Raw genomic sequence first — 24,703 nt, 5'->3', positions numbered from 1 at the left:
ACAGACAGGAAAGTGTTTGAACGTTGATTAGCTCAAATGACTATGCAGGCAATGAACCCAAGCGACCAGCAGTTCAAATCAGAGCTGCAGAATATGTCCGCATGTCTACAGATCATCAAAAATATTCGACAGAAAATCAGTCGGAAGCAATTCGTGTTTATGCAAACGCGCATGGAATAGAATTAGTGCGCACTTACAAAGATGCGGGGAAAAGTGGTCTTAAAATTGATAATCGTGACGCGCTGCAGCAACTCATAGAAGATGTGCAGTCTGAAAACACTGATTTTACAATCATCCTCGTATACGATGTCAGCCGTTGGGGAAGATTTCAGGATGCCGATGAAAGCGCATACTATGAGTATATATGTAAACGCGCAGGCATCTCAGTCCACTATTGCGCGGAACAGTTTTCAAATGATGACAGTCCTATTTCAACCATCATAAAAAATCTTAAACGCGCTATGGCTGGCGAGTACAGTCGTGATCTATCAGTTAAAGTCACTGCGGGTATGAAAAACCTTGCCCGAAAAGGTCTTCGACAAGGGGGTGCCGCTGGCTTTGGTCTTCGCCGAACGTTAATTGATGAGAATGGCACATTAAAAGGCACGCTAGAACGCGGAATGCAAAAAAGCATTCAAACAGATCGTGTAATCTTAACTCTCGGCCCACCAGATGAGGTGAATTTAGTACGAGAAATATACAAGGCTTTCGTTATTCAAGGGAAAAATGAGCATCAGATTGCCGTTAACCTCAATGAAAGAGGGATTCTTACTGATTTAAAACGGCCTTGGACTAGGGGCACGGTTCATGAACTTCTCATCAATGAAAAATATATTGGCAACAATGTATGGTATCGTCGTTCATTCAAGCTGAAGAAGAAACATGTTCGCAATCCCCCAGACATGTGGATCAGGGCACAAAATGTATTTGAAGCGATCATAGAGCGCGACCTTTTTGAAGCGGCTAAAACCATCATTAATGCACGTTCTTACCACATGAGTGATGAGAACATGCTTTACCTGTTAAAGCAGCTCTACTATCAAAAAGGTATGCTATCAGGCATCATCATTAATGAATGCAATGATTTACCTTCTAGCAGTGCTTATAGTTCACGGTTTGGCAGTCTAATACAAGCCTACAGCCTCGTTGGTTACACACCTACTCGTGACTACTGTTATATCGAAGTCAATCGCACCCTCCGAAAGCTTCACCCCGAAATACTCGATCAAATTCTTAATAACTTGCACGCGATTAGCTGTGATGTTCATCGAGATCAAAAAACTGATCAATTAATTATAAACGATGAATTTAGCCTGTCGTTAGTGATTGCCCGCTGTATCCCAACGTTTACTGGCCACTTACGTTGGAAAATTCATTTTGATACCTCACTCGTCCCCGACATTACAGTTGTAGTGCGCATGGATAAGACAAACCAAATACCTTTTGATTACTATCTATTCCCCAGTATCGATGTGCTCTCTCAAAGATTGAAATTATCAGAAGATAATGACTTCAATCTAGACGCTTACAGGTTTGATGATCTGAATTATTTGTACACACTGGCTGTTCGGGTTCCAATATCGGAGATCGCATCATGACTGGTATTCGCTCCAACCGAATAGAAATGATCCCTATTTCTCGGATTAGAATTTTAAATCCCCGTGCGCGCAACAAGCGACAACATAGAGAAATCGTAAATAATATTGAAATGATCGGTTTAAAGCGCCCTATTACCGTGAGCCGCGAAGATGGACCCAATGGCCCCAGATACGATTTAGTATGTGGTGAAGGGCGAGTAGAGGCCTTTCAAATGCTTGGTCAAACTGAAATTCCAGCCGTTGTAATTAAAGCCAACGAAAGTAAATGCCTCATGATGAGTCTGGCAGAAAATATAGCGCGGCGAATGCATCGGCCTATCGATCTGATACAAGAAATAGGCGCATTGCATATGCGTGGCTATAGCGAAACCATCATAGCGAAAAAAATTGGAGTAACTTCATCATGGGTGAACATGATCGTTATGTTACTAAAGCGTGGAGAAGAGCGCCTTGTAGCTGCCGTAGAAACCGGTCTTATTCCAATCACACTTGCGATGGAAATATCCCATGCAGAAACTGAAGAGTATCAAAATCTATTACTTGACGCTTATGAGAGCGGTCAGTTGCGAGGTAAAAAACTTGCAGCGGTCCGGCGTATGCTGGATATTCGCATGCGAAATCGTAGTAAAACACCATTTTCTCAACCGCATGTTAAAAAAGTAACTAGCCGCAAAATAACAGCTAATGATCTCATGCAGACCTACCAGCGGGAGGTAGAAAAACAGCGTATTTTAGTTAAAAAATCAAATTTCACTCAAACTCGCCTTCTCTTCATTATCGAAGCAATTAAAGATTTACTCACAAATGATGGGTTCATCAAGCTATTACAAGCTGAAGGCCTTGAAACCATGCCTCGTTTCCTTGCAGCACGGATATCAGGAGATCGTGATGAATAATATACGCACCTCCGAGGGTACCAACGCTTCTCGCATTGAATTAGCCTTTGATCGTGATTTGTTAACGATACCTGTATCTTCGATTGTTTCACTGAAAACGCTATCTAAAGAAACCAAAGAAAGTAAAAAATTTGAGCAAATTCTTAGCTCAATTAAAGTGATTGGGCTGGTAGAGGCACCTGTTGTGGTTCCTGACACTCAAGACAACCAAAAGTATTTTTTACTTGATGGTCACCTACGATTGGAAGCCCTGAAAGAGCTTGGTATTACGGAAGTCGAATGCCTAATCGCAACTGAAGATGATACCTACACCTATAATAAACGTATTAGCAGGCTACCTCCCATTCAGGAACATCGAATGATTGTGCGGGCTATTGATCGCGGTGTATCCCCATCAGATATAGCCATTATGCTAGGCTTCCGTGTAGAAACCGTATTACGACGCTTTCGTCTATTAGACGGTATTAGTCCCGAAGCAGCAGAAATGCTTAAAAATACTCCATGCTCAATGAGAGTGTTTGACATCCTCCGTCAAATGTGTGCGGTTCGTCAAATTGAAGCTGCTGATCTCATGATTGGTCAGAATAATTTTACGGTCATGTTTGCACAAGCCATCCGCGCAGCCACACCGGAAAGCCAACTCTCTCCTAATCAAAAAAAGAAAAATGCATCCTCTTCCAATCCATCAAGCCAACATATAGCGCGCATGGAACGAGAACTTGCAGCTCTACAAACTCAAGTAAAATCAGTAGAAGACACGTACGGTGTTGATAATCTTCACCTGACGCTAGCGCAGGGTTATGTCACCAAACTACTTTCTAATAACCGTGTCGTACGCTGGCTTTTAGATCATCATCAAGATTATCTTAATGAGTTCCAAAAAGTGGCCAACATCCAAAACCTCAATTCGTTACCGGATCAGCGATAACAAACGGACAAACGTCCAATAAATTTCAACGGACTCCAATAGAATCACTCCCTGCCGTTCAGCGTCACATAAAGGAAACTAGCGACTTCAAACAGAATCTGTCATAACTTGGTCGGAACGATTGGTCGGAATATGGAAAATCAGTCAGAGTGACTTTTTCAAGCCATTGAAAAATAACAAAAATACTGGCGATGATTTTTTGGTGGAGCCAAGCGGGATCGAACCGCTGACCTCTTGCATGCCATGCAAGCGCTCTCCCAGCTGAGCTATGGCCCCATTCCCGATCATGCTTTTGAAACATGCCGACCTGAGCGTCGGTTCCGGTGGTGCGAAGCAGATTGTGATCTGTTCGTGACGGCTACATAAATTGCCTTTTACGGAAGATCAAGAGCAAAAATCAAACTCTTTCAAAGTTATTCAAATTATTTGCAAATCCCGCAGCAAAACGTCTTTTCGGCAGTGCAAAGGCACTAAAAAACAAAATGCCCTGCACTGGTGTCAGTGCAGGGCATTTGCAATTCAGGTTCGGAATGACCGGCGATCAGCTTTCGTCGTCGTCGCCAACACCGCCGCCACCGCCGAGAAGACCGGACATATCATCATCGTCTTCGTCTTCGTCATCTGTGGTCAGGAACGGATCATCGTCATCGCCGAGATCCACATCATCGTCATCATCCAGATCAGGAATGTCGTCGCCTTTTGCTTCATCATCCGCATCTTCCAGAGATACGAATTCCGGTGCATCCAGTGCTGTATCCAGTTCTTCGGTTTCTGTCTCTTCTTCTTCCACGCGGGTATCAACGCTGGTTTCGAAATAAGACAGCGGATAGGATTTGCCTGTATAAGGAGAAACAATCGGGTCCTTATTCAGATCATAAAATTTCTTGCCCGTTTCCGGATCGATACGTTTTGTGCCAAGTTCAGATTTTGCCACGTCAAGCCTCATAAGTTGTGCCGGCTGCGGCATCCGCACATCTCCTGAAACAAGAGATAAAACCGGAAAGCCTTTTCGGTGTTTTTTGGTGCATAAACGGATTTCGATGCCTTTGTCAAAGCTAAAGACACATGTTTTGCTGAATCATGCTGCTTTGCGGTATTTCGTGGCGAAAATACGCCGCTTTTTCCGCACAATGCCGCACAGGCTTCCGCCTGCATAAATTCCGCTCAGTTTGCAGGATGACCTGCGGCTAAACCTATGCTAGACCTTTGCCACCTCGATTGACCGCGCTGTCTGAAACGCGCTTAAAGCTTAAAAAACGGCAGCATAAACTGACTGTAATATTATGTCTCACTCTCAAGTTTCCAAACCCGCAACCTCCCGTCGCTCACGCGACCTGAAGGGCGATATCCGTATTCCGGGCGATAAATCGATTTCTCACCGTTCTTTCATGTTCGGCGGCCTTGCTTCTGGTGAAACCCGCATTTCCGGCCTGCTGGAAGGCGAAGATATTCTGGCCACCGGCAAAGCCATGCAGGCCATGGGCGCACAAATCCGTAAGGAAGGCGATATCTGGATCATCAACGGCACCGGCAATGGCTGCCTGCTGGAATCAGAAACCCCGCTGGATTTCGGCAATGCCGGTACCGGTGTACGCCTGACCATGGGACTGGTCGGCACCTATGATATGAAAACTTCATTTCTGGGCGATGCATCCCTCACCTCACGTCCGATGGCACGTGTGCTCAATCCGCTGCGTGAAATGGGCGTACAGGTTGAAGCCGCTGAAGGCGACCGCCTGCCGCTGACATTACGCGGCCCCCGTACCGCCAATCCGATCCGTTACCGTGTACCAATGGCCTCGGCTCAGGTGAAGTCGGCAGTTCTGCTGGCCGGTCTCAACACGCCGGGCGTAACCACGGTGATCGAACCGGTGATGACCCGTGACCACACGGAAAAGATGCTGCAAGGCTTCGGCGCGGATTTGAGCGTTGAAACTGACAAGGACGGCGTCCGTCATATCCATATCACCGGTCAGGGCAAGCTCACCGGTCAGATCATTGATGTGCCGGGCGATCCGTCCTCAACCGCTTTCCCGCTGGTTGCTGCGCTGATTACCGAAGGTTCGGATATCATCATCCGCAATGTGCTGATGAACCCGACCCGCACCGGTCTGATTACCACTTTGCAGGAAATGGGTGCCCAGATCGACATTCTCGATCCGCGCCTTGCAGGTGGTGAAGATGTGGCTGACCTGCGTGTGCGTTCGTCAAAACTCACCGGCATCACCGTGCCGGTTGAACGTGCACCGTCAATGATCGACGAATATCCGGTTCTGGCCATCGCCGCCGCATTTGCGGAAGGTGAAACCATTATGGATGGTCTGGATGAGTTGCGCGTTAAAGAATCAGATCGCCTTGCAGCGGTTGCCCGTGGCCTTGAAGCCAATGGCGTGGACTGCACTGAAGGTGAGATGAGCCTGAGCGTTCGCGGTAATCCGTCCGGCAAGGGCTTTGGCGGCGGCACTGTTGCCACCCATCTCGATCACCGTATTGCCATGAGCTTCCTTGTGCTTGGTCTGGCCTCTCAAAAACCGGTAACGGTTGATGATGCCACAATGATCGCAACCAGCTTCCCTGAATTCATGGATCTGATGCGTGGTTTGGGTGCGGATATCAGCATGGCCGGAGCCAAATAACCGCAATGCAGGATAAAGCTTTTATCATCGCCATTGACGGGCCTGCAGCTTCCGGAAAAGGGACGCTGGCCCGCAATCTTGCCACGCATTACGGTTTTCACCATCTGGATACCGGCCTCACCTATCGTGCAGTTGCTAAAGCCCTGATTGATCAGGGTTTACCGCTCGATGATGAAGCGATTGCTGCGCGCGCTGCACAGGAACTCGACCTCAAAGGGCTGGATCGCACTGTGCTGTCCGCCCATGATATCGGCGAGGCAGCCTCGAAAGTGGCCGTCATGCCGGAAGTGCGTCGTGCCCTTGTGGAAGCGCAGCGCAAATTCGCAGAAAACCTGCCCGGCACTGTGCTGGACGGCCGTGATATCGGCACCGTTGTTTGCCCTGATGCGCCGGTGAAACTCTATATCACCGCTTCAGCGGAAGTGCGTGCTGAGCGCCGTTTTAATGAAATGCGTGCAAAAAACGCGGATGCGGATTATAATGAAGTTCTGGACGATCTGAAGCGCCGTGATGAGCGCGACATGAACCGTGTCGCGTCGCCTTTAAAACCCGCAAGCGATGCGCACTTGATCGATACCAGTAAAATGGATATAGAAGCGGCATTTCTAGAGGCTAAAAAGCTGATAGATGCTGCATTGCGCGCCTGACATTGGTCTGAATTTCAGAAAAATCGTCGAATTGTGCGTCTTTTATATAAAAATTGTCTGTTTTCAGGCCATGCGCCGGATTGTTCTTTTTAAGAACGGCTTGTCTTCAGACTTTCTCGAAACACCAACCCCCGGCGCCGTATCGCGTGAATTTCACGGATACATCAGGAGTCTACATGTCAGATTTTAACCCGACACGCGAAGATTTTGAAGCTCTGCTGGCTGAGTCCTTCGCCAATAATGACCTTGCAGAAGGTTATGTTGTTAAGGGCCGTATTGTTGCCATCGAAAAAGACATGGCAATCATCGATGCAGGTCTCAAAGTTGAAGGCCGCGTGCCGCTGAAGGAATTCGGCGCTAAGGGCAAAGACGGCTCGATGAAGCCGGGCGACGAAGTAGAAGTTTACGTTGAGCGTATCGAAAACGCGCTTGGCGAAGCTGTTCTGTCGCGCGAAAAAGCTCGCCGCGAAGAAAGCTGGGTTCGCCTCGAAGAGAAATTCGGCAAAGGTGAGCGCGTTGATGGCGTTATCTTCAATCAGGTTAAGGGTGGTTTCACCGTTGATCTCGATGGTGCCGTTGCGTTCCTGCCACGTTCACAGGTTGACATTCGTCCGATCCGCGACGTGACCCCTCTGATGCACAACCCGCAGCCGTTTGAAATCCTGAAAATGGACAAGCGTCGCGGCAACATCGTTGTGTCCCGCCGTACCGTTCTGGAAGAATCCCGTGCGGAACAGCGTTCTGAAATCGTTCAGAACCTTGAAGAAGGTCAGGTTGTTGACGGCGTTGTTAAGAACATCACCGATTACGGTGCGTTCGTTGACCTCGGCGGCATCGACGGCCTGCTACACGTTACCGACATGGCATGGCGCCGTGTAAACCATCCTTCCGAAATCCTGACTATCGGTCAGCAGGTTAAGGTTCAGATCATCCGCATCAACCAGGATACACATCGTATTTCCCTGGGCATGAAGCAGCTGGAAAATGATCCTTGGGATGGCATCGGTGCGAAATATCCGATCGGCAAAAAGATCACCGGTAACGTAACCAACATCACCGATTACGGTGCATTTGTTGAAATCGAACCAGGCATCGAAGGTCTGATCCACGTTTCTGAAATGTCCTGGACAAAGAAGAACGTACACCCGGGCAAAATCCTGTCGACCTCTCAGGAAGTCGAAGTTGTTGTGCTCGAAGTGGATCCGGTCAAGCGCCGTATTTCGCTCGGTCTCAAGCAGACCCTCGACAACCCATGGACAACCTTTGCTCAGAAATACCCAGCCAACAGCGTTGTTGAAGGCGAAGTCAAGAACAAGACCGAATTCGGCCTGTTCATTGGTCTCGACGGCGATGTAGACGGCATGGTTCACCTGTCGGATCTCGACTGGAACCGTCCGGGCGAACAGGTTATCGAAGAGTTCAACAAAGGTGACGTTGTTAAGGCAGTCGTTCTCGATGTAGACATCGAAAAAGAACGTATCTCCCTCGGCATCAAACAGCTGACCGGCGACAGCGTTGGTGAAGCAGCTTCTTCCGGCGACCTGCGCAAAAACGCAGTTGTTTCCTGTGAAGTAACCGGCATCACCGATGGCGGCATCGAAGTTAAACTGGTTGACCACGACATCGAAAGCTTCATCAAGCGTTCGGATCTGTCCCGTGACCGTGACGAGCAGCGCCCAGAGCGTTTCTCCGTTGGCCAGAAAGTTGACGCACGCGTCATCTCCTTCGACAAGAAAACCCGCAAGCTGCAGGTTTCCATCAAGGCTCTCGAAATTGCTGAAGAAAAAGAAGCAGTTGCTCAGTACGGTTCCGCAGACAGCGGTGCATCGCTCGGCGACATTCTTGCAGCAGCAATGAAGAAGTCCGAAAACAACTAATATGGATTAAGCAGGACTTGTCCTTGTGATCTGAGTTCTGCTCCATTCCAGAGTTGAAAATCCCCCGCCGGAGCAATCCGGCGGGGGATTTTTTTATTACAACAATACAAATACAAAACAGCAATATTAAAATAACAACAAATGAAAATCATTTTATACTTTAAATAAACAATTTCACACGCGTTTTAAATTGAGTTAATATACTTATCGTACTGCAGTATTTTTATATTTTATACATTGATTTTTAAAAATAAATTTCAACGAAAGGAAACACCATGGCAAAAGGGACATTTTTAAACGTCTTGCCATATGTCTTCGAAGAAGAAGGAGGATATGTTAATCATCCGGCAGATCCGGGCGGCCACACCAATATGGGGATCACTCTGGCTACCTTATCCGCATGGATGGGAACAAAGGCATCTGCTGCCGATATCCGCAATCTCAGTCAGAAGACAGCAGCCGACATTTATAAGAAAAATTATTGGGATAAAATCGCCGGCGATGTGCTGCCCGCTGGCATTGACTATGCAGTATTTGATTTTGCCATCAATTCCGGTCCTGCCCGTGCCGCGAAAGCACTGCAGAAAATTGCCGGAACCTCTCAGGACGGGATTATCGGCGACCAGACACTCAGCGCACTCAATCTTCGCGACCCTGCCTCTGTCATCAATAATCTCTGTGACCTGCGGCAGAACTGGCTGCAAACACTCTCTGCCTTCAAAACTTTTGGCAAAGGTTGGACCGCCCGCGTCAAACGCGTACGCAACCGTTCCCTTGCTCTGGCCAATGAGGCTTCCGGCCAATCTAAAAAAACAAAACCAAATCAGCCGCGGGAAACAAAAATTTCAATCCCGCCAATCCTCAAGAAACCAGAAACGCTGGCACCGCTCAGCGGTGTAGTCACCGGCATCACCGCTATGGCCTCCGGCAATGGCCCCGTTCAGATTGCAGTCGCGGTTATTCTGGTTGTTCTGACCATTGCTGTTCTGTGGCATTTCCTCAGCCGCAGAAAGAACTGAAAAGTGGGAACCGGTTTCGGAGAAGATATACGAGAGAAGAAATAGAGCATTTCCAATGATTCAAGATAAACCGGAAATGCTCTATTGCCCGCCCGTTTAAAAGCGGACGGGCAATATGCGTTTAAGAATTTGATGCAAAAATCAGGCCACGCCCAGCAGAGCAATCAGTGACAGGCTGATTGCTCCCAAAGCCAGCAGGGAGAAGACAGCGGTCAGCGTGACGCGACCACCGGCCTTCATCACCGTACGCACATCCACGCCCAATCCCAGACCGGCCATAGCTATCACTGTCAGGGCTGTACTTGCCTCATGCAGCGGAGGCAGCACCGCTTGCGGGATCAGAGACAGGCTGCGCAGCGCCATCATTCCGAGAAAGCCGATAATAAACCATGGCACCATCTGCGACAGCTTCGGGCGGGCACCACCTGACTTCGCACCAATAACTCCGATTGCCACAATAACCGGCCCCAGCATCAGCACACGCACCAGCTTGACCAATGTACCGATCTGCACACTCAATGCGGCCACAGGGGCTGTTGCGGCCAAGACCTGCGGCACCGCATAGACTGTCAGGCCTGCCAGAATACCATATTGCGCGGCAGACATATTCAGCAGCGGCACCAGCAAAGGCAGACACAAAACAACGACAACACCCAGCACAGCTGTAAAGGCAATCGACGAGGCCACATCATCACTATTTGCACCGATCACCGGCGCTGTGGCAGCGATTGCCGAGTTACCGCAAATGGAATTACCGCAGGCCACCAGCACAGCCATGCGATGCGACAGGCGCATCATCCGGCCGATTGAATAGCTGATACCAATCGACAGCATCACAACACCGGCAATCCCGCCAATCAAAGCTGGCCCCGCCTGCATCACCGCTTCAGCACTGATGGATGCGCCGAGCAGCACAATCGCAATTTCCAGAACCATCTTGGATGAAAACTGGATGCCTGCATGATACCGGCCGGAAAGACTGAACAGTGAACGCACTGTGGCGCCGATCAAAATAGCCAGCACGATCGATTCCAGCCATGCCCGCCCGAAATAGTGCGCCTCGATATATTCCAGCGCATAGGCTGCGATACTCACCAGAAGGCAGAGCATAAACCCTGGCAAAATACGGGAGAAATTAGAACGAATATTGTGTGGCATGGCTGCTATTCCGATAATTTTTCCAATTCTATCGCTTATTTCAACCATTCATTCCATTTGAAAATATGGTATATTTCATTCAGTAAAATCGAATGATTGATCGCCATGACCCTTGAACAATTACGGATATTTGCGGAAGTCGCCCGTCAGCAGCACCTGACCCGTGCGGCCGAAAGCCTGCATCTGACCCCTTCCGCGGTCAGTGCGGCGATTAAAGCGCTGGAAGAACGCTATGCAACACAACTGTTCAACCGCATCGGCAGGCGCATTGAGCTGAATGAAACGGGGCGTATTTTTCTGCATGAGGCCGAGGCTGTGCTTGCCCGTGCGCAGGCAGCCGAATTGACGCTGACCGAGATTACCGGCCTGCAGCGTGGCAGCCTGCATATTTATGCCAGCCAGACCACAGCCAGCTACTGGTTGCCACCACTTCTGGCACGATTTCACACGGCCTATCCGCAGATTGAGCTGAAACTCTCCATCGGCAATAGCGAGCAGGTGGTCGATGCTCTGCGGGAAGGGTTAGCGGATGCGGGATTTATTGAAGCAGAACTCGACGAGCCGCTTCTGCATAAAGAACCGGTTGCCTATGACGAACTGATTACAGTCGTAAATCCCGCACATCCGTGGGCACAGCTTGAAACTTTACCGGCAGAACAACTGAGCGAAAGTTTCTGGATTTTGCGCGAACAAGGCTCAGGTACCCGCGCTGTCTTTGAAACTTACTTGCGCGAGCAAGGCTGCGATCCGGCGGATTTACCGCTGGCGCTGGAACTACCTTCCAACGAGGCAATCTGCTCCGCACTGACAGCAGGCAATTACGCTACTGTGCTTTCCGCTCTTGCAGCCCGCCCGCATCTGGCAGCAGGCACATTGAAACAAGTGCCGTTTACTTTACCGCCACGGCAATTCTGGCTGCTGAACCACCGCGAGCGCTACCAGAGCCATGCCTTTAAAGCACTATACAAGATGATTATCAGCGGATTGCCTTGACCAGCACCTTATCCGGAAAACAGGTGGCAGGCTGGCCGTTCTTTGCCTGCCAGACACCGATAGAGCGGCGGGTTTTAAATCCGGCCAAACCATCCGGCTTGCCGACATCATAGCCTTGCTTTTGCAGACGCTTTTGCATAGCAGCGACATCCGAGCGATAAAGACCACCGACAGCACCCCAGCCTTGCTGAAACCCACCGGCGCCATAGCTCATCCGGTCAGAGACATGGCCGATGAACAGTGCATAGAGATCGCTCATATTATAGTTTTTCAGCACATAGAAATTCTGCGTCACAATAAATGCAGGGCCATGGCGACCGGCAGGCATCAGCAGAAAACCTTCTTGCGCCATTTCCTGTGCCGGAAACGCCTTGCCATTCACACGAGTGACGCCAAGTGCAGACCAGTCACGGAATGTCTTGCCCTGATCCGGCCCCTCCAGTGAACAGGAGACATTTTGCGGTACATTGACCTCAAAGCCCCAGTCGCGGCCTTTCTGCCAGCCGAAATGCTGCAAATAGGCAGCAATAGAAGCCAGTGTGTCCGGCACGGAGTTCCAGATATCGCGCCGTCCGTCACCGTCATAATCGACGGCATGTTTTAAGTAAGAGGTTGGCATGAATTGCGGCTGACCAAGCGCACCAGCCCAAGAGCTTTTCAGATGTGCACTGTCCATATAGTTTTTTTGTACGATTTCGAGCGCTGCCAGTAATTCCGCACGGAACATATCCTTGCGTGTTGCCATAAAGGCTTTCGTCGCAAGCACTTCAAAACCGTTATAAGGGATTTTTACCGAACCGAAGGCTGATTCACGTCCCCAGACAGCGACGACAATACCCGCAGGCACGCCGAAATCACGCTCGATTTTCGCTAACAGGCTCTTATGCGCATTGAGCTTAACCTTGCCATTGCTGACAACGGAATCAACTGTGCCCTTGCGGAAATAATTGGCCGGAGAGCCGAACTCAGACTGTGTCTGCTGCTTTGGTGTTTGCGGCTTGGTTCCGGGCGGCACCAGATCAGGCAGTTTCCAGTTCAGCTGCACACCGGATAGAGACTGATTGAACACGCTGCGGCTGATGCCACGCTGTTGCGCCTGCGGCCACAGATCATTCTCCAGCCATTGCTGAAAGGCCGTATTGGTTTTGGACTGGAGTGCGGCAGAATAAGTCTGTGCCTGTGCCACTGTCGTGGTGAGAGGTACGACAGCACCAAACAGGCTGAACACCACAAGAGCCTGACGGAGGAAAGTCTTCTGCATGGCTGCTCCTGTTATGTAAAATTGCCTGAAGCCTGAATCAAAAAACGGCTAGTCTGACCATTACAGAGAAGTTCTGGCGCGCAAAGCCGCTGCCAATGTCCCCTCGTCGAGATAATCCAGCTCGCCACCGACCGGCACACCATGAGCAAGACGGGTGATTTTCACATCCATACCGTCGAGCTGATCGGTGATATAATGCGCGGTAGTCTGCCCTTCGACAGTAGCATTGACCGCGAGAATAATCTCTTTGATCTCACCACCGGTGACGCGCTCGATCAGACCTTTAATATTGAGATCATCCGGTCCCACACCATCCAGTGGTGACAGGCGACCACCCAGTACATGATAGCGCACATTCATGGTGCCAGCGCGTTCCAACGCCCAGAGGTCGGATACATCTTCAACGACGATCAGTGTGGAAGCATCACGGCGCGGATCTTCGCAAACCGTGCATGGATCGCTGGTATCCACATTTCCGCAGCAGGAACAGATACGTACCTTTTCTGCAGCTTCCTGCATGGCAGAGCCAAGCGGCACCAGCAATGCATCTTTTTTCTTAATCAGATGCAGCGCAGCGCGGCGTGCAGAACGGGGCCCGAGCCCCGGCACACGGGCAAGAAGCTGGATCAGGCGTTCAATTTCAGGACCGGCGATTCGTTTTGACATAATGAATATCTAAAACATTTAACGCCCGAATAGAATCGGGCGTTATTGTATAAGTACGTGTTATTAAACCTGCGCTTCGATTAAAACGGCAGTTTCATGCCCGGAGGGATTGGCAGACCGGCGGTCAGCGCCTGTGTCTTTTCAGCCATCATTGCTTCCAGCTTGGCTTTCGCATCATTATGCGCAGCAATAATCAGGTCTTCCAGAATTTCGCCTTCGCCTTCTTTGAGCAGAGAAGGATCAATTTTCAGACTGGTCAATGTGCCTTTGCCAAGCAGGGTCAGGCTTACCAGACCACCGCCGGAAGTGGCGCTGACTTCCATCTGCGCGATTTCTTCCTGCATAGCCTGCATCTTGGCCTGCATTTCTTTTGCTTTGCTCAGCATCCCCATCATGTCACGCATGTGGCAGAACTCCTCGAATTACTCTTTTTCAATAAATGGTTCACAGCTTTGGTCGTTTCAACCGCGGCTAAAATTAATCGTCATCATCCAAATCGCCGCTATCCACACCCGGATCCGGCATTTGCATTTCCAGATCCGTGTCGTCATCCGGTGTGGTAATGCGCACGTCGATAATTTTGGCACCCGGAAATTTCGCAAGAATCGCCGCCACATCCGGATCAGCGCGGGCATCTGTTACCAGTTCTTCGCGCCGTGCGGTTTCCACTTCAGCTACGGTCTGGCCACCACCGTCACGAGCAACGGAAACCATCCAGCGTTCACCCGTCCAATCGAGCAGACGTTGTGCCATATCGGTGGCAAGCGTTTTCGGTGCATGTTCGGTCAGCGCAATTTCCATACGATTCTGGCCGATGGAAACCAGCCGTACGAAATTTTTGACCAGAACTTTGAACTGCAGATCACGCTTATTGCCTGCCAGATTGACGATGTCATTCAGGTCGCGGATGCGCACTGCCTGCGGAGCAGGTTCTGCTTTTGGCTGGACAATGGCTTGCGGCTGCATCACTGGCTGTGCAGTTGGCTCTGCCAATCGAAGAGCGGCGCCACCATTATTTTGACGCTGCACCATCTGGCCGGAAACTGCATCAGCGGAAGCATAAGCAGTCGTCCCGCCACCGGAGCCATTACCACCGCCGCCTTGCGGAGCCGATGGTGCAGAACTACCGCCAACCTGACCATTGGCAATGGCTTTCAGCGCCTCGTCCAGTGTCGGCAAATCGGCAGAATGCGCCAAACGGATCAGCAACATTTCTGCCGCCTGCACCGGACGTGATGAGGTTTCCACCTCATGAATACCTTTGAGCAACATCTGCCAGCAGCGCGACAGCGCGCGGATCGACAATGTTTTGGCAAATTCAGAACCACGCACGCGCTCATCTTCCGACAGCGACATATCCTGCGCAACTTCCGGTGTGAAACGCAGGCGTGTGACCAGATGGTTGAAATCCGCCAGATCACTCAGCACAACGGAAGGATCAGCCCCCACATCATATTGCGCGCGGAATTCTTTCAGCACACCCGCCACATCACCGCGCATCAGCATTTCAAACAGGTCGATAATGCGCGCACGGTCGGCAAGGCCGAGCATTTCACGCACAGTCTGGCTGTCGACTGTGCCGTTGCCATGTGCAATCGCCTGATCGAGAATCGAGAGACTGTCACGCGCAGAGCCTTCACCGGCACGGGCAATCATCGCCAGCGCCGTGTCATCAGCCTGCACATTTTCAAGGCCGGTAATCTTGCGCAACAGGCTGGTCAGCGTGCCGGATTCAATACGGCGCAGATCAAAACGTTGACAGCGTGACAGCACCGTAATCGGAACTTTGCGGATTTCTGTGGTCGCAAAAATGAATTTTACATGCGGCGGCGGCTCTTCCAATGTCTTCAGCAGGCCGTTGAAGGCCTGATTGGAGAGCATGTGCACCTCGTCGATGATATAGACTTTGTAACGGGCAGAAACCGGACGGTAGCGCACCTGCTCAATAATCTCACGAATATCATCAATACCGGTATGGGAGGCCGCATCCATCTCGATCACATCGACATGGCGGCCTTCCATAATCGCCTGACAGTGCTCACCCAATTCGGTCAGATGCACACTCGGCTGATCAATCGTATCGGTTTTATAATTCAGGCCGCGCGCCAGAATGCGCGCCGTTGTGGTCTTACCCACCCCGCGCACGCCGGTCAGCATCCATGCCTGAGCAATGCGTCCTGCTTCAAAAGCATTGGTCAGGGTGCGCACCATCGGCTCCTGACCATAAAGATCGTCAAAATTCTGCGGGCGGTATTTACGGGCGAGAACGCGATAAGCATTATCTGCCGGTTTACTATCCATGGATTTCGCGCGCTCCTTCAGATCCCGTCTTTAAAGCATTTCCAGCAAAAGTGGGAACCGGTTTTGCGTAGGATAATGCGTAAAACAATAATTAGAGCGGTTCCAACAGTTCATCACAACTGGAACTGCTCTAAGCTTCACTGCTGTAGCACAGATCGTCAGCCGATTGAAAACAGAAAGCGGCCTCTCGGAAAACTTAGCTTTTCCGTGCACAACAATCTGATTTTCAGGGGAGAAAAAGGTGGGAGGCTGGCACGATGACCCGTGCCGAGCTCGTTAGGGCTGCTTCCTTCCGGACCTGACCCGGTTGGCGAGTGGTACGTCCACCACCAACCTCCCGCGCTTCATATCGGAAATTTGAACACAAAATGCAAGGCTCAAATAAGCTGAGATAAAAAAATATAGATTATTTTCATGCATTTTATGTTTGAATAGTTCCAGACTAGCCGCAAAAACTGCCGGACAAGAACAATATTCCTCACAAAGGCACCGCATCATGCCAGATTTCGCCCTCGATCAACGCCTGCAAAATGACAGCTTTCCTATCGGCCCGCTTGGCCTGTGCCAGCTTTTACTGATGAATGACAAGCGTTGGCCATGGCTGATCCTTGTGCCGCAACGCGCGGATATGTCTGAAATTCACGAGCTGACCCCGCTCGATCAGACCATGCTCAGCTTTGAAACCTCTATGGTTGCCGAAGCCATGAAATCAGCGACCGGCTGCGAGAAAATCAACAGCGGTGCGCTCGGCAATATTGTCCGCCAGCTGCATATTCACATTGTTGCTCGCAACAGCGGTGATGCAGCATGGCCGGGTCCGGTCTGGGGACATGGCACGCGTGAGCCCTACACCGAAGAAGAAGCCCATCAACTCATCAATGAATTACGCGCCCGTCTTTCTGCGTGATTTTGGCGGCCTGAGTTTATCACATGACAGATAACAACCATGGTCTTGGCTTTGCCGGCAGGACACTTGATCCGCAGGCCGAGAAACGGGACGAAACAAGTTTAGCCAAAGCATTGGCTGATCCCGATGCGCAATTTCTGCTTTTTGCCGGCAATAAGATTATTCTGAAGCAGGACACACCGGAACAGCGTGCCTTGTTCAGCCATGCGGAGCGACGCGCCCTGCAAAATTGCGCGGATTTATCTGCCGGTGACAATCTGATTTTGCTGGGTGAAGCAGAGGGCATTGCCTATTTTGCACTCGACACCGGACTGGACGCGGAGGCACTTCCTGCGCCTTATGAAGCTTCGGAATACCGCGCGCTCTATACGCATCATCTTTTGCCGCCTGCTCTTAGTGGTATGGTAGCGCAAGGGGCTGCACTTCTTGCATGGCATAAAACCCATCGCTTTTGCGGTCGGTGCGGTCATGAAACCGAAATGCGGATCGGCGGTTTCAAACGGGTGTGCACTTCCTGCAATGCCGAGCATTTTCCACGCACCGATCCGGTGGTGATTATGCTGGTCACCCGCAAAACCGACAATGGCGACACGTGTCTGCTTGCGCGAAGCCCGCATTTTGCTCCGCTGACCTATTCCTGCCTTGCCGGTTTTGTGGAGCCGGGTGAGACGATTGAAAATGCTGTCCGGCGTGAAGTGCGGGAAGAATCAGGCCTGCCCGTCGGACAGGTCATCTATCATGCCAGCCAGCCATGGCCGTTTCCCTATTCCCTGATGATCGGCTGTTTTGCGCAAGGCTTGTCCGATCAGATCACACTCGACTATGAGGAGCTGGAAGACGGACGCTGGTTTACCCGCGATGAGGCAAGAGCAATGCTGGATAATGTCCATAAGCAAGGCCTACGCACACCGCCTGCCGGTGCCATCGCCAGCGCCCTGATCCGCCATTGGGTAGAGTGTTCAGACAAATAAAAAAGCGCCGGATCACTCCGGCGCTTTTTCAATCTGTTTTACTTGCCATTATTCAGCTGCAAGCAGTTGCTTGGGCTTACTCAGCTGCAAGCAACTGCTTGCGGTTTTCACTGCCCGGATAAACACCGACAATACGCACTTCCTTAGTGAAGAAGGCCAGTTCTTCCAGTGCCAGCTGCACGGAACGATCATCCGGATGGCCTTCAATATCCGCATAGAACTGCGTGGCCATGAAAGTACCACCGATCTGGTAGCTCTCCAGCTTGGTCATGTTGATGCCGTTGGTCGCAAAGCCGCCCATCGCCTTATAAAGCGCTGCCGGAACGTTGCGCACGCGGAATACAAAAGTCGTCACCATCAGCTCGTCCGGTGACTTGCGCGGTGCCCATTGTTCCTGTTTGGACAGCACAACAAAGCGCGTAATATTGTTTTCCGCGTCTTCGACATTATGCTGCAAAATTTCCAGTCCGTAGAGTTCTGCGGCCAGCAATGGTGCTAAGGCCGCCTTGCTCTTATCGCCCAGATCCGCCACCTGACGGGCAGCGCCTGCAGTATCACCGGCAATCACCGGTTTCCAGCCATTGCCGCGAATGATTTTACGGCATTGTCCCAGCGCATGAATATGGCTGTGAACGCTTTTGATATCTTCCATTTTGGTGCCCGGCAGCACCATCAGCTGAAAATGGATCGGCAGGAAATATTCGCCGATAATATGCAGACGTGATTCCGGCAAAAGATGATGAATATCCGCAACACGTCCGGCCAGCGTATTCTCAATCGGAATCATCGCCAGATCGGCTTCGCCATTTTCAACGGCATTAAATGCATCTTCAAAAGTCGCACATGGCAGCGGCTCCATCGTCGGAAACATATTGCGGCAGGCCGTATCGGAATTTGCTCCCGGTTCACCCTGAAACGATATTTTATTGGTCTTCGCTGCCATTTTGGTGCCTTTGACTATTTATAAAATGCTTCTCTGTTTTCTCTGAATTTCAGCGGGACAGAAACTGACGCGCCTTTTCCAGATCTTCCGGTGTATCCACACCGAGCGGGAAGGATTGAACCACTTCCACATCGATTCGCATACCCGCTTCCAGAGCCCGCAGCTGTTCCAGTTTTTCACGCAATTCCAGAACCGAAGGCCCGAGCGCGACAAATTTTTCCAGTGCCGCACGGCGATAGGCGTAGAGACCGATATGATGGTAAAGCGGGCCATCGCCATAAGGCGCAGTGGCGCGGGTAAAATAAAGCGCGCGCAATTTATTGGCACCGGCCAGCGGCGAGCCCACTATCTTCACCACATTCGGATTGGTCTTCTCTTGGGGATCTGTGATCTCAACACCAAGGGTGGCGATATCCGCAGGCCCGTCAATCAGCGGCTGCAAAGCGGTTTTAATCAGTGCCGGATCAATCACTGGCAGGTCACCCTGAACATTGATTACCGCGTCAAATTCTTTATTCGGATCAATAGTTTGCAAAGCTTCATAAATTCTGTCCGAACCGGATTCATGATCGCTGCGTGTCATCACCGCTTCAAGCCCGTGCGCCTCGACAGCGGTTTTAATCTCTGCACTATCCGTAGCCACAACCACGCGTCCCAGACCGGATGCAACTGCACGCTCGGCCACATGCACGATCATCGGCTTTCCGGCAATGTCGGCCAGCGGCTTGCCCGGAAGACGGGTTGAGGCCATGCGGGCGGGGATCAGGATCAGCGATTTAAACGGCTTAGACATGGCTATTCATCCGAAAGTGTCAAAAAGTCACGGGTACTGCAGTTCTTATAGGTGTTGCCAGCGCCAAGTAAAAGACCTAGTTTCCGGCGAAAGTCAGCAATGGAGGGCAATCCTCCCCTAAGACGTATCAATAATTACCGCCAAGCTAAAGGCGTTGGGGAAGAGGAGCGCTAGCGGCCACATGGAATCGTCTCAGTCCAACAAGTTTATCATGGCCTTTCTGGCCACAGTTTTTGTTGTAATGACTATTGGTATTTCATCCGATGCGATTTTCTCGACCTCGCATCCTGAAAAAGCCGGTTATGAAATTGCAGCTGCAGAAGGCGGCGCACCGGCAGCCGGTGGCAAGGAAGCAGCTGTTGCTGTTCCGATTGCAACTTTGCTGGCATCAGCTGATCCTGCGCGCGGTGCAACAGTGTTCAAACGCTGTGCAGCCTGTCACACGAGTGAAAAAGGCGGCGCGAACAAAGTCGGTCCGCATCTCTGGGATGTTGTAAACCGTCCGATGGCGACCGTTGAAGGTTTCAGCTATTCCGCAGCCATGAAAGAATTTTCACAGGGCGGCAAAGAAGTCTGGGATTATGAGCATCTCAATAAGTTCCTGACCTCGCCTAAAGGCTATATCAAAGGCACAGCTATGGGCTTTGCCGGCGATAAAAAAGACAATGAACGCGCTGATCTGATTGCTTATCTGCGCTCGCTGTCTGACAATCCTGCGCCGCTGCCTGCACCGGAAGCTGCCGCTCCTGCTGAAGCTCCAAAACCGGCAGAAGAAAAGCCTGCTGAAGCTCCGGCCGCACCGGCAACAGAAACTCCGGCACCTGCCGCACCGGAAGCACCGGCAACGCAGCCCGCCAACTGATCTTAGGATCAATTGAATATTATCAAGCCGGGCTTAATGCCCGGCTTTTATTTTGAAGGAAAATGTCTCATGTCTGATGAACCAATTGTACGCGACAGCAACGGCACCCAGCTGCAGGACGGTGACTCTGTCACCCTCATCAAAGACCTCAAAGTCAAAGGCACATCTGAAACCATCAAGCGTGGCACCTTGGTGAAAAATGTCCGCCTCAACGGCCGTGACGGTGAAGTTGAATGCAACACCAAGCAAGTCAAAGGCCTGGTTCTGAAAACCGAATTCGTCAAAAAAGCCTGATTATTACAAAGATTTAATCCGCCACTTCCGATTTTTGCTCTGCTTCTGCCCGCTTTCCCTTTTAATTCATACAGGGATCATTAAAGTGAAAGCGTATTTTTGTGAACAAACTATCGGGTGGCGGAATGAAAACAGCATTGCGGATTATGCTTCTTGCAGGTTTGGGGCTGTATAGCAGTCTCGCTTCCGCTCAGGATTTGCCATGGCGCCATGCCAACAGCCTGACAGGTGAGCCTAAATATGCCGCAGGCTTTAAACATTACGATTATGTCAATCCTGATGCGCCTAAAGGCGGCACGCTTAATCAGGTTGCTGTCGGTTCATTTGATACGCTGAACCCCTATGTGGTGCAGGGTGTTGCGGCTGCAGGTCTCGCCAATTTCGGCGGCGGTATGCTCTATGACACGCTGATGGATCAGTCGATGGATCAGAGCTCGACATCCTACGGAATGGTTGCCGAAGCCATGCAATATCCGGATGATTTTTCCTGGGTAAAATTCCGCATCAATCCGAAAGCCGCATGGCATGACAAGACCCCGATTACCGTGGAAGATGTAATCTGGTCTTTCGAGACGCTGAAAAAACAATCCCCGCTCTATAACCGCTATTATGCGGACGTCGTGAAAGCCGAGAAAACCGGAGAGAACGAAGTCACCTTCACCTTTGACAAGAGCGGTAACCGCGAATTGCCGAGCATTATGGGTGATCTCGTCGTGCTGCCGAAACATTGGTGGCAAGGCAAAGATAAAAACGGCAAGCAGCGTGATATCAGCCGTTCCACTCTCGAAATTCCGCTCGGCTCCGGTGCCTATAAAATCGCTTCCGTTAATCCGGGTAAATCCATCATCTGGCAACGCGCAGAGGATTACTGGGGCAAAGACCAGCCGACCCATGTCGGACGGAATAATTTCGATCAGGTCAAATACGAATATTTTCTGAACAATGATGCGACATGGGAAGCCTTCAAAAAAGGCGGCATCTATGATTTCCGTCTGGAAAACATGGCTCAGCGCTGGAAAGAACAATATAATTTTCCGGCTGTGGAGCGCGGCGATGTTATCAAAGCCAGTTTCCCGTTTCATGCGGCAGGTCGTATGCAGGGCGCATTCCTGAATACCAGAAAAGCAAAGTTTCAGGATATTCGCGTCCGTGAAGCACTCAACTGGGTGTTTGATTTTGAAAGCATGAACCGTCTGCTGTTTTTCAACCAGTATAAGCGGATTGAAAGCTATTTTGCCGGTATTGATCTGGCCTCATCCGGCCTGCCCTCTCCAGAGGAGCTGAAAATTCTGGAAACCGTGCGCGGAGAAATTCCGGAAGCTGTTTTCACCAAGCCGTATAAACTGCCGGTCTTCGACACGCCGCAGGCCATGCGCACCAATCTGCGCCATGCCATTGACCTGTTTGCACAGGCCGGCTGGGTGGTGAAGGACGGCAAGCTCACCAATGATAAAGGCGAGGTCTTTACCCTCGAATTCCTGACCAACAATCCGAATGATGAGCGCGTTGTAAATCCGTATATCAACAATCTGCGCCGCGTCGGCATCAATGCGTCACTGCGCGTTGTTGATGATGCGCAATATCAGGCACGGGTGAATGACTTCGATTACGATATTATCACCACGGTTGTAGCGCAGAGCCAGTCACCCGGCAATGAACAGCGGGAGATGTGGAGCACCCAGTCTGCCGATCTGAAAGGCAGCAAAAACTATGCCGGCATCAAAAATCCGGCCATCGACAAGCTGATCGACCGCGTTGTCTATGCCAAAGATCACGACGAGCTGGTGGCTGCCACCCGCGCCCTCGACCGCGTGCTGCTGTGGAATTATTACACCGTGCCGCAATGGTATTCCGATACGATCAATGTTGCCTATTGGAATAAGTTCGGCCTGCCGGACAAGCAGCCTGATTATGCCGGGATTGATCCGTTTTCCTGGTGGGTAAAGCCTAAACCATAAAATGGCTCACTCTGATTTGGTCCTGTATTTTGGTGTATAATTTTATGCCCGATACAAGACCGGATCACAGCTGCAAAGCGGGAGAAAAATCATGGCAGAGCATCATAAAAGCCTTATGAACCGGCGGCAGATTCTTGTGCTAAGCGGGGCCGTGGCACTGAGCTCCGCTCTCCCCTTTCAGCTCAGAGCGCAGGAAAACAAAAACACAGCCAGTCACGGGCTGGCCGTGTTTGATGATCTGAAATATCCTGCCGGTTTCAGCCATTTTGATTATATCAATCCGCAGGCACCCAAAGGCGGAAGCTTTAATTTCTCTGTCAATGAATGGACGCTGAATCAGGCTCCAAACACTTTCAACACGCTCAATACATTTTCCGCTTTGGGTGATGCGCCGCCACGGATGGAAATCTGTTTCGATACATTGATGACCCGTGCACTGGATGAACCGGATGCGGTTTACGGTTTGATCGCAGAAAGCGTGACTGCCAGCGATGACGGCAAAAGCTATATGTTCAAACTGCGCGAACAGGCGCGTTTTCACGATAACACACCACTCACCGCGCATGATGCAGCTTTCAGCTATGATCTGCTGAAAGAAAAAGGTCATCCGGCGCTCCGCCTGCTGCTTGCAAAAATGGAAAGCGCGGTTGCCGAGGATGACTATCGCCTGAAGCTGACCCTCAAAGGTGAAACAGCAGCCCAAAACCGCCGTCTCATCACCAGCATGGTATTGCTGCCCGTGCTCTCCAAAGCCTATTACACGGAGCATAGTTTTGACGGAAACAGCCTGACTATTCCGCTCGGCTCCGGTGCCTATAAAGTCGGTGCATTCTCTGCCGGACAATTTATCGAATATCAGCGTAATGAAGATTATTGGGCCAAAGATCTCAATGTGAATATCGGGCGCAATAATTTTGACCGTATCCGCATCGAGTTTTTCCGCGACAGACAACCGGCATTTGAGGCTTTCAAAAAAGGTATTCTGGACTGGCGTGCAGAAAGCGTCTCCAAATCATGGACCAATGATTATAATTTCAGTGCAGTAGAAACCGGTAAAGTTATCAAGAAACGCTTTCCTGCATGGAAATTTCCGTCCATGCAAAGCTGGGCGCTCAACCAGCGCCGCGAGCGTTTTCGTGACAAGCGGGTGCGCGAGGCGATAGGACTGTGCTTTGACTTTGAATGGAGCAACAGAAACCTGTTCAGCAATCTGTATCAGCGCCAGCAATCCAACTTCAGCAATTCTGATTTTGAAGCCAAGGGCAAGGCGTCCGCCGCTGAACAGGCAATTATTACCCGCCATGCTGCACTGATTGATGAGGAAACCCGCACTGCTCTGCTCGGTGATCCGGTGACAATGCCGGTAACGGACGGCAGCGGCCGCAATCGTGAACACTTGCGCCGTGCGGCAGACTTGCTGAAAGAGGCGGGCTATCAGCGCAAAGGCCAGTGGCTGGTTGGTACTGACGGTCAGATTTTCACGCTGGAAATTCTCAATGATTCCGACGGATTTAACCGCGTCTATAATCCGATGATTAAGAACCTTCAGGCCATCGGCATCAATGCGACAGTTCGCATGGCAGAAGCGGCGACTTATCAGAAGCGTCTGCTGGATTTTGATTATGACATGATGGGTCTTGCCTTCAGCACATCGCCGACTTTGGACAGAGCCACACTTGCTGTCATGTATGGTTCGGAAAGTGTCAACCTGCCGGGTTCACAAAATCATACCGGCACCAGCAGCCCTTTGATTGATGCATTGCTGGATGATGTGGCACAGGCGGATAATCGCAAAGACCTGACCGCCACTGTCCTTATTCTCGACCGGTTGTTACGTTACCGCAGAGACTGGATCCCCTGCTGGTCAGCAGGCGGAAAACTGATCGCCTATTGGGACAAATTTGGTATGACAGAATCGCCTCCCTATGGCGGCTATCCGGAATTTTACTGGTGGTATGATAAAGCGAAAGCCGGACAGCTTGGTAAAACATAATT

General features: G+C 50.7%; 22 protein-coding genes, 1 tRNA gene and 1 other RNA gene. 14 read left to right on the top strand and 10 right to left on the bottom strand.

The genetic code is table 11. From position 1 onward, the window contains the following. The first annotated feature begins 77 nt into the window (after window positions 1-77). Genes K1X45_RS10925 through K1X45_RS10915 form a run of 3 tightly spaced genes read left to right on the top strand, consistent with a single transcriptional unit; the run spans window position 78 to window position 3,422 of the window. Window positions 78-1,598, top strand: coding sequence for a recombinase family protein (locus K1X45_RS10925; protein WP_220160470.1), 1,521 nt, complete (start codon window positions 78-80; stop codon window positions 1,596-1,598). Next, window positions 1,595-2,494: a plasmid partitioning protein RepB C-terminal domain-containing protein gene (locus K1X45_RS10920; protein ID WP_255560394.1), complete on the top strand. Its 900-nt coding sequence runs from the start codon at window positions 1,595-1,597 to the stop codon at window positions 2,492-2,494. The genes K1X45_RS10925 and K1X45_RS10920 overlap by 4 nt, the downstream gene beginning before the upstream one ends. Continuing rightward, window positions 2,487-3,422, top strand: a complete 936-nt coding sequence (locus K1X45_RS10915) for a plasmid partitioning protein RepB C-terminal domain-containing protein (protein ID WP_220158818.1) — start codon at window positions 2,487-2,489, stop codon at window positions 3,420-3,422. The genes K1X45_RS10920 and K1X45_RS10915 overlap by 8 nt, the downstream gene beginning before the upstream one ends. A gap of 200 nt (window positions 3,423-3,622) precedes the next feature. Here K1X45_RS10915 and K1X45_RS10910 read toward each other — a convergent pair. Both K1X45_RS10910 and K1X45_RS10905 read right to left on the bottom strand, forming a co-directional pair. Beyond that, a tRNA-Ala gene (locus K1X45_RS10910) sits at window positions 3,623-3,698 on the bottom strand. A gap of 265 nt (window positions 3,699-3,963) precedes the next feature. Further along, the gene (locus tag K1X45_RS10905) at window positions 3,964-4,356 is read right to left on the bottom strand and encodes a TIGR02300 family protein (protein WP_028233465.1); all 393 of its coding nucleotides are present in this window, start codon (window positions 4,354-4,356) and stop codon (window positions 3,964-3,966) included. A 349-nt stretch (window positions 4,357-4,705) separates the two neighbouring features. Here K1X45_RS10905 and aroA point away from each other — a divergent pair, with 349 nt between their 5' ends. The 4 genes from aroA (at window position 4,706) to K1X45_RS10885 (ending at window position 9,601) form a co-directional block, all read left to right on the top strand. After that, window positions 4,706-6,058, top strand: coding sequence for a 3-phosphoshikimate 1-carboxyvinyltransferase (aroA, locus tag K1X45_RS10900; RefSeq protein ID WP_022710242.1), 1,353 nt, complete (start codon window positions 4,706-4,708; stop codon window positions 6,056-6,058). A 5-nt stretch (window positions 6,059-6,063) separates the two neighbouring features. Further along, window positions 6,064-6,705: a (d)CMP kinase gene (cmk, locus tag K1X45_RS10895; protein ID WP_220158817.1), complete on the top strand. Its 642-nt coding sequence runs from the start codon at window positions 6,064-6,066 to the stop codon at window positions 6,703-6,705. Between the two features lie 176 nt (window positions 6,706-6,881). Continuing rightward, window positions 6,882-8,582 carry a 30S ribosomal protein S1 gene (gene rpsA / locus K1X45_RS10890; protein WP_022710244.1) on the top strand — a complete coding sequence of 567 codons (1,701 nt, stop codon included), beginning with the start codon at window positions 6,882-6,884 and terminating at the stop codon, window positions 8,580-8,582. Window positions 8,583-8,857: 275 nt separating this feature from the next. Beyond that, entirely contained in the window at window positions 8,858-9,601 is a 744-nt protein-coding gene (locus tag K1X45_RS10885) for a glycoside hydrolase family 108 protein (RefSeq protein ID WP_213596056.1), read from the top strand. Window positions 9,602-9,742: 141 nt separating this feature from the next. On the opposite strand, the gene K1X45_RS10880 is transcribed toward K1X45_RS10885, so the two are convergent. Then, window positions 9,743-10,759, bottom strand: coding sequence for a YeiH family protein (locus K1X45_RS10880; RefSeq protein ID WP_220158816.1), 1,017 nt, complete (start codon window positions 10,757-10,759; stop codon window positions 9,743-9,745). 105 nt (window positions 10,760-10,864) lie between these two features. On the opposite strand from K1X45_RS10880, the gene K1X45_RS10875 reads away from it, so the two are divergent. Further along, window positions 10,865-11,752 carry a LysR family transcriptional regulator gene (locus K1X45_RS10875; protein WP_220158815.1) on the top strand — a complete coding sequence of 296 codons (888 nt, stop codon included), beginning with the start codon at window positions 10,865-10,867 and terminating at the stop codon, window positions 11,750-11,752. Here the strand turns inward: K1X45_RS10875 and K1X45_RS10870 are convergent. From K1X45_RS10870 to ffs, 5 genes are all read right to left on the bottom strand, one after another. Continuing rightward, window positions 11,736-13,013, bottom strand: a complete 1,278-nt coding sequence (locus K1X45_RS10870) for a lytic murein transglycosylase (protein ID WP_220158814.1) — start codon at window positions 13,011-13,013, stop codon at window positions 11,736-11,738. The genes K1X45_RS10875 and K1X45_RS10870 overlap by 17 nt on opposite strands. A 60-nt stretch (window positions 13,014-13,073) precedes the next feature. After that, window positions 13,074-13,679, bottom strand: coding sequence for a recombination mediator RecR (gene recR, locus K1X45_RS10865; RefSeq protein WP_116088722.1), 606 nt, complete (start codon window positions 13,677-13,679; stop codon window positions 13,074-13,076). 80 nt (window positions 13,680-13,759) lie between these two features. Then, window positions 13,760-14,083 carry a YbaB/EbfC family nucleoid-associated protein gene (locus K1X45_RS10860; RefSeq protein ID WP_022711615.1) on the bottom strand — a complete coding sequence of 108 codons (324 nt, stop codon included), beginning with the start codon at window positions 14,081-14,083 and terminating at the stop codon, window positions 13,760-13,762. A gap of 73 nt (window positions 14,084-14,156) precedes the next feature. Next, window positions 14,157-16,001 carry a DNA polymerase III subunit gamma/tau gene (locus K1X45_RS10855; RefSeq protein WP_370627119.1) on the bottom strand — a complete coding sequence of 615 codons (1,845 nt, stop codon included), beginning with the start codon at window positions 15,999-16,001 and terminating at the stop codon, window positions 14,157-14,159. A 220-nt stretch (window positions 16,002-16,221) separates the two neighbouring features. Next, an RNA gene (gene ffs / locus K1X45_RS10850) (signal recognition particle sRNA small type) lies at window positions 16,222-16,318 on the bottom strand. A gap of 158 nt (window positions 16,319-16,476) precedes the next feature. On the opposite strand from ffs, the gene K1X45_RS10845 reads away from it, so the two are divergent. Then, entirely contained in the window at window positions 16,477-16,887 is a 411-nt protein-coding gene (locus tag K1X45_RS10845; protein ID WP_220158812.1) for an HIT domain-containing protein, read from the top strand. 23 nt (window positions 16,888-16,910) lie between these two features. Beyond that, window positions 16,911-17,858, top strand: a complete 948-nt coding sequence (nudC, locus tag K1X45_RS10840) for an NAD(+) diphosphatase (protein ID WP_220158811.1) — start codon at window positions 16,911-16,913, stop codon at window positions 17,856-17,858. A 76-nt stretch (window positions 17,859-17,934) separates the two neighbouring features. Here the strand turns inward: nudC and K1X45_RS10835 are convergent, their stop codons facing one another. Together K1X45_RS10835 and K1X45_RS10830 are read right to left on the bottom strand one after the other, a co-directional pair. Next, window positions 17,935-18,801: a prephenate dehydratase gene (locus tag K1X45_RS10835; protein WP_075654011.1), complete on the bottom strand. Its 867-nt coding sequence runs from the start codon at window positions 18,799-18,801 to the stop codon at window positions 17,935-17,937. A gap of 49 nt (window positions 18,802-18,850) precedes the next feature. Next, window positions 18,851-19,594, bottom strand: coding sequence for a 3-deoxy-manno-octulosonate cytidylyltransferase (locus K1X45_RS10830; RefSeq protein ID WP_022711619.1), 744 nt, complete (start codon window positions 19,592-19,594; stop codon window positions 18,851-18,853). A 181-nt stretch (window positions 19,595-19,775) separates the two neighbouring features. Here K1X45_RS10830 and K1X45_RS10825 point away from each other — a divergent pair, with 181 nt between their 5' ends. From K1X45_RS10825 to K1X45_RS10810, 4 genes are all read left to right on the top strand, one after another. After that, on the top strand, window positions 19,776-20,456 hold the full coding sequence (locus K1X45_RS10825) for a cytochrome c family protein (protein ID WP_116088717.1): 681 nt from the start codon (window positions 19,776-19,778) through the stop codon (window positions 20,454-20,456). 69 nt (window positions 20,457-20,525) lie between these two features. Next, a complete protein-coding gene (locus K1X45_RS10820) occupies window positions 20,526-20,750 on the top strand; it encodes an alkylphosphonate utilization protein (protein ID WP_028233806.1) in 225 nt (74 codons plus the stop codon). Between the two features lie 146 nt (window positions 20,751-20,896). Continuing rightward, the gene (locus tag K1X45_RS10815; protein WP_370627118.1) at window positions 20,897-22,708 is read left to right on the top strand and encodes an extracellular solute-binding protein; all 1,812 of its coding nucleotides are present in this window, start codon (window positions 20,897-20,899) and stop codon (window positions 22,706-22,708) included. Window positions 22,709-22,799: 91 nt separating this feature from the next. After that, window positions 22,800-24,701, top strand: coding sequence for an extracellular solute-binding protein (locus K1X45_RS10810; RefSeq protein ID WP_220158809.1), 1,902 nt, complete (start codon window positions 22,800-22,802; stop codon window positions 24,699-24,701). Window positions 24,702-24,703: the final 2 nt, after the last annotated feature.

The organism is Pseudochrobactrum sp. Wa41.01b-1, assembly GCF_019464455.1.
GTDB classification, from domain to species: domain Bacteria; phylum Pseudomonadota; class Alphaproteobacteria; order Rhizobiales; family Rhizobiaceae; genus Pseudochrobactrum; species Pseudochrobactrum saccharolyticum.
The sequence above is the reverse complement of the archived record's forward strand: the minus strand, read 5'-3'. Positions and strand labels throughout refer to the sequence as shown.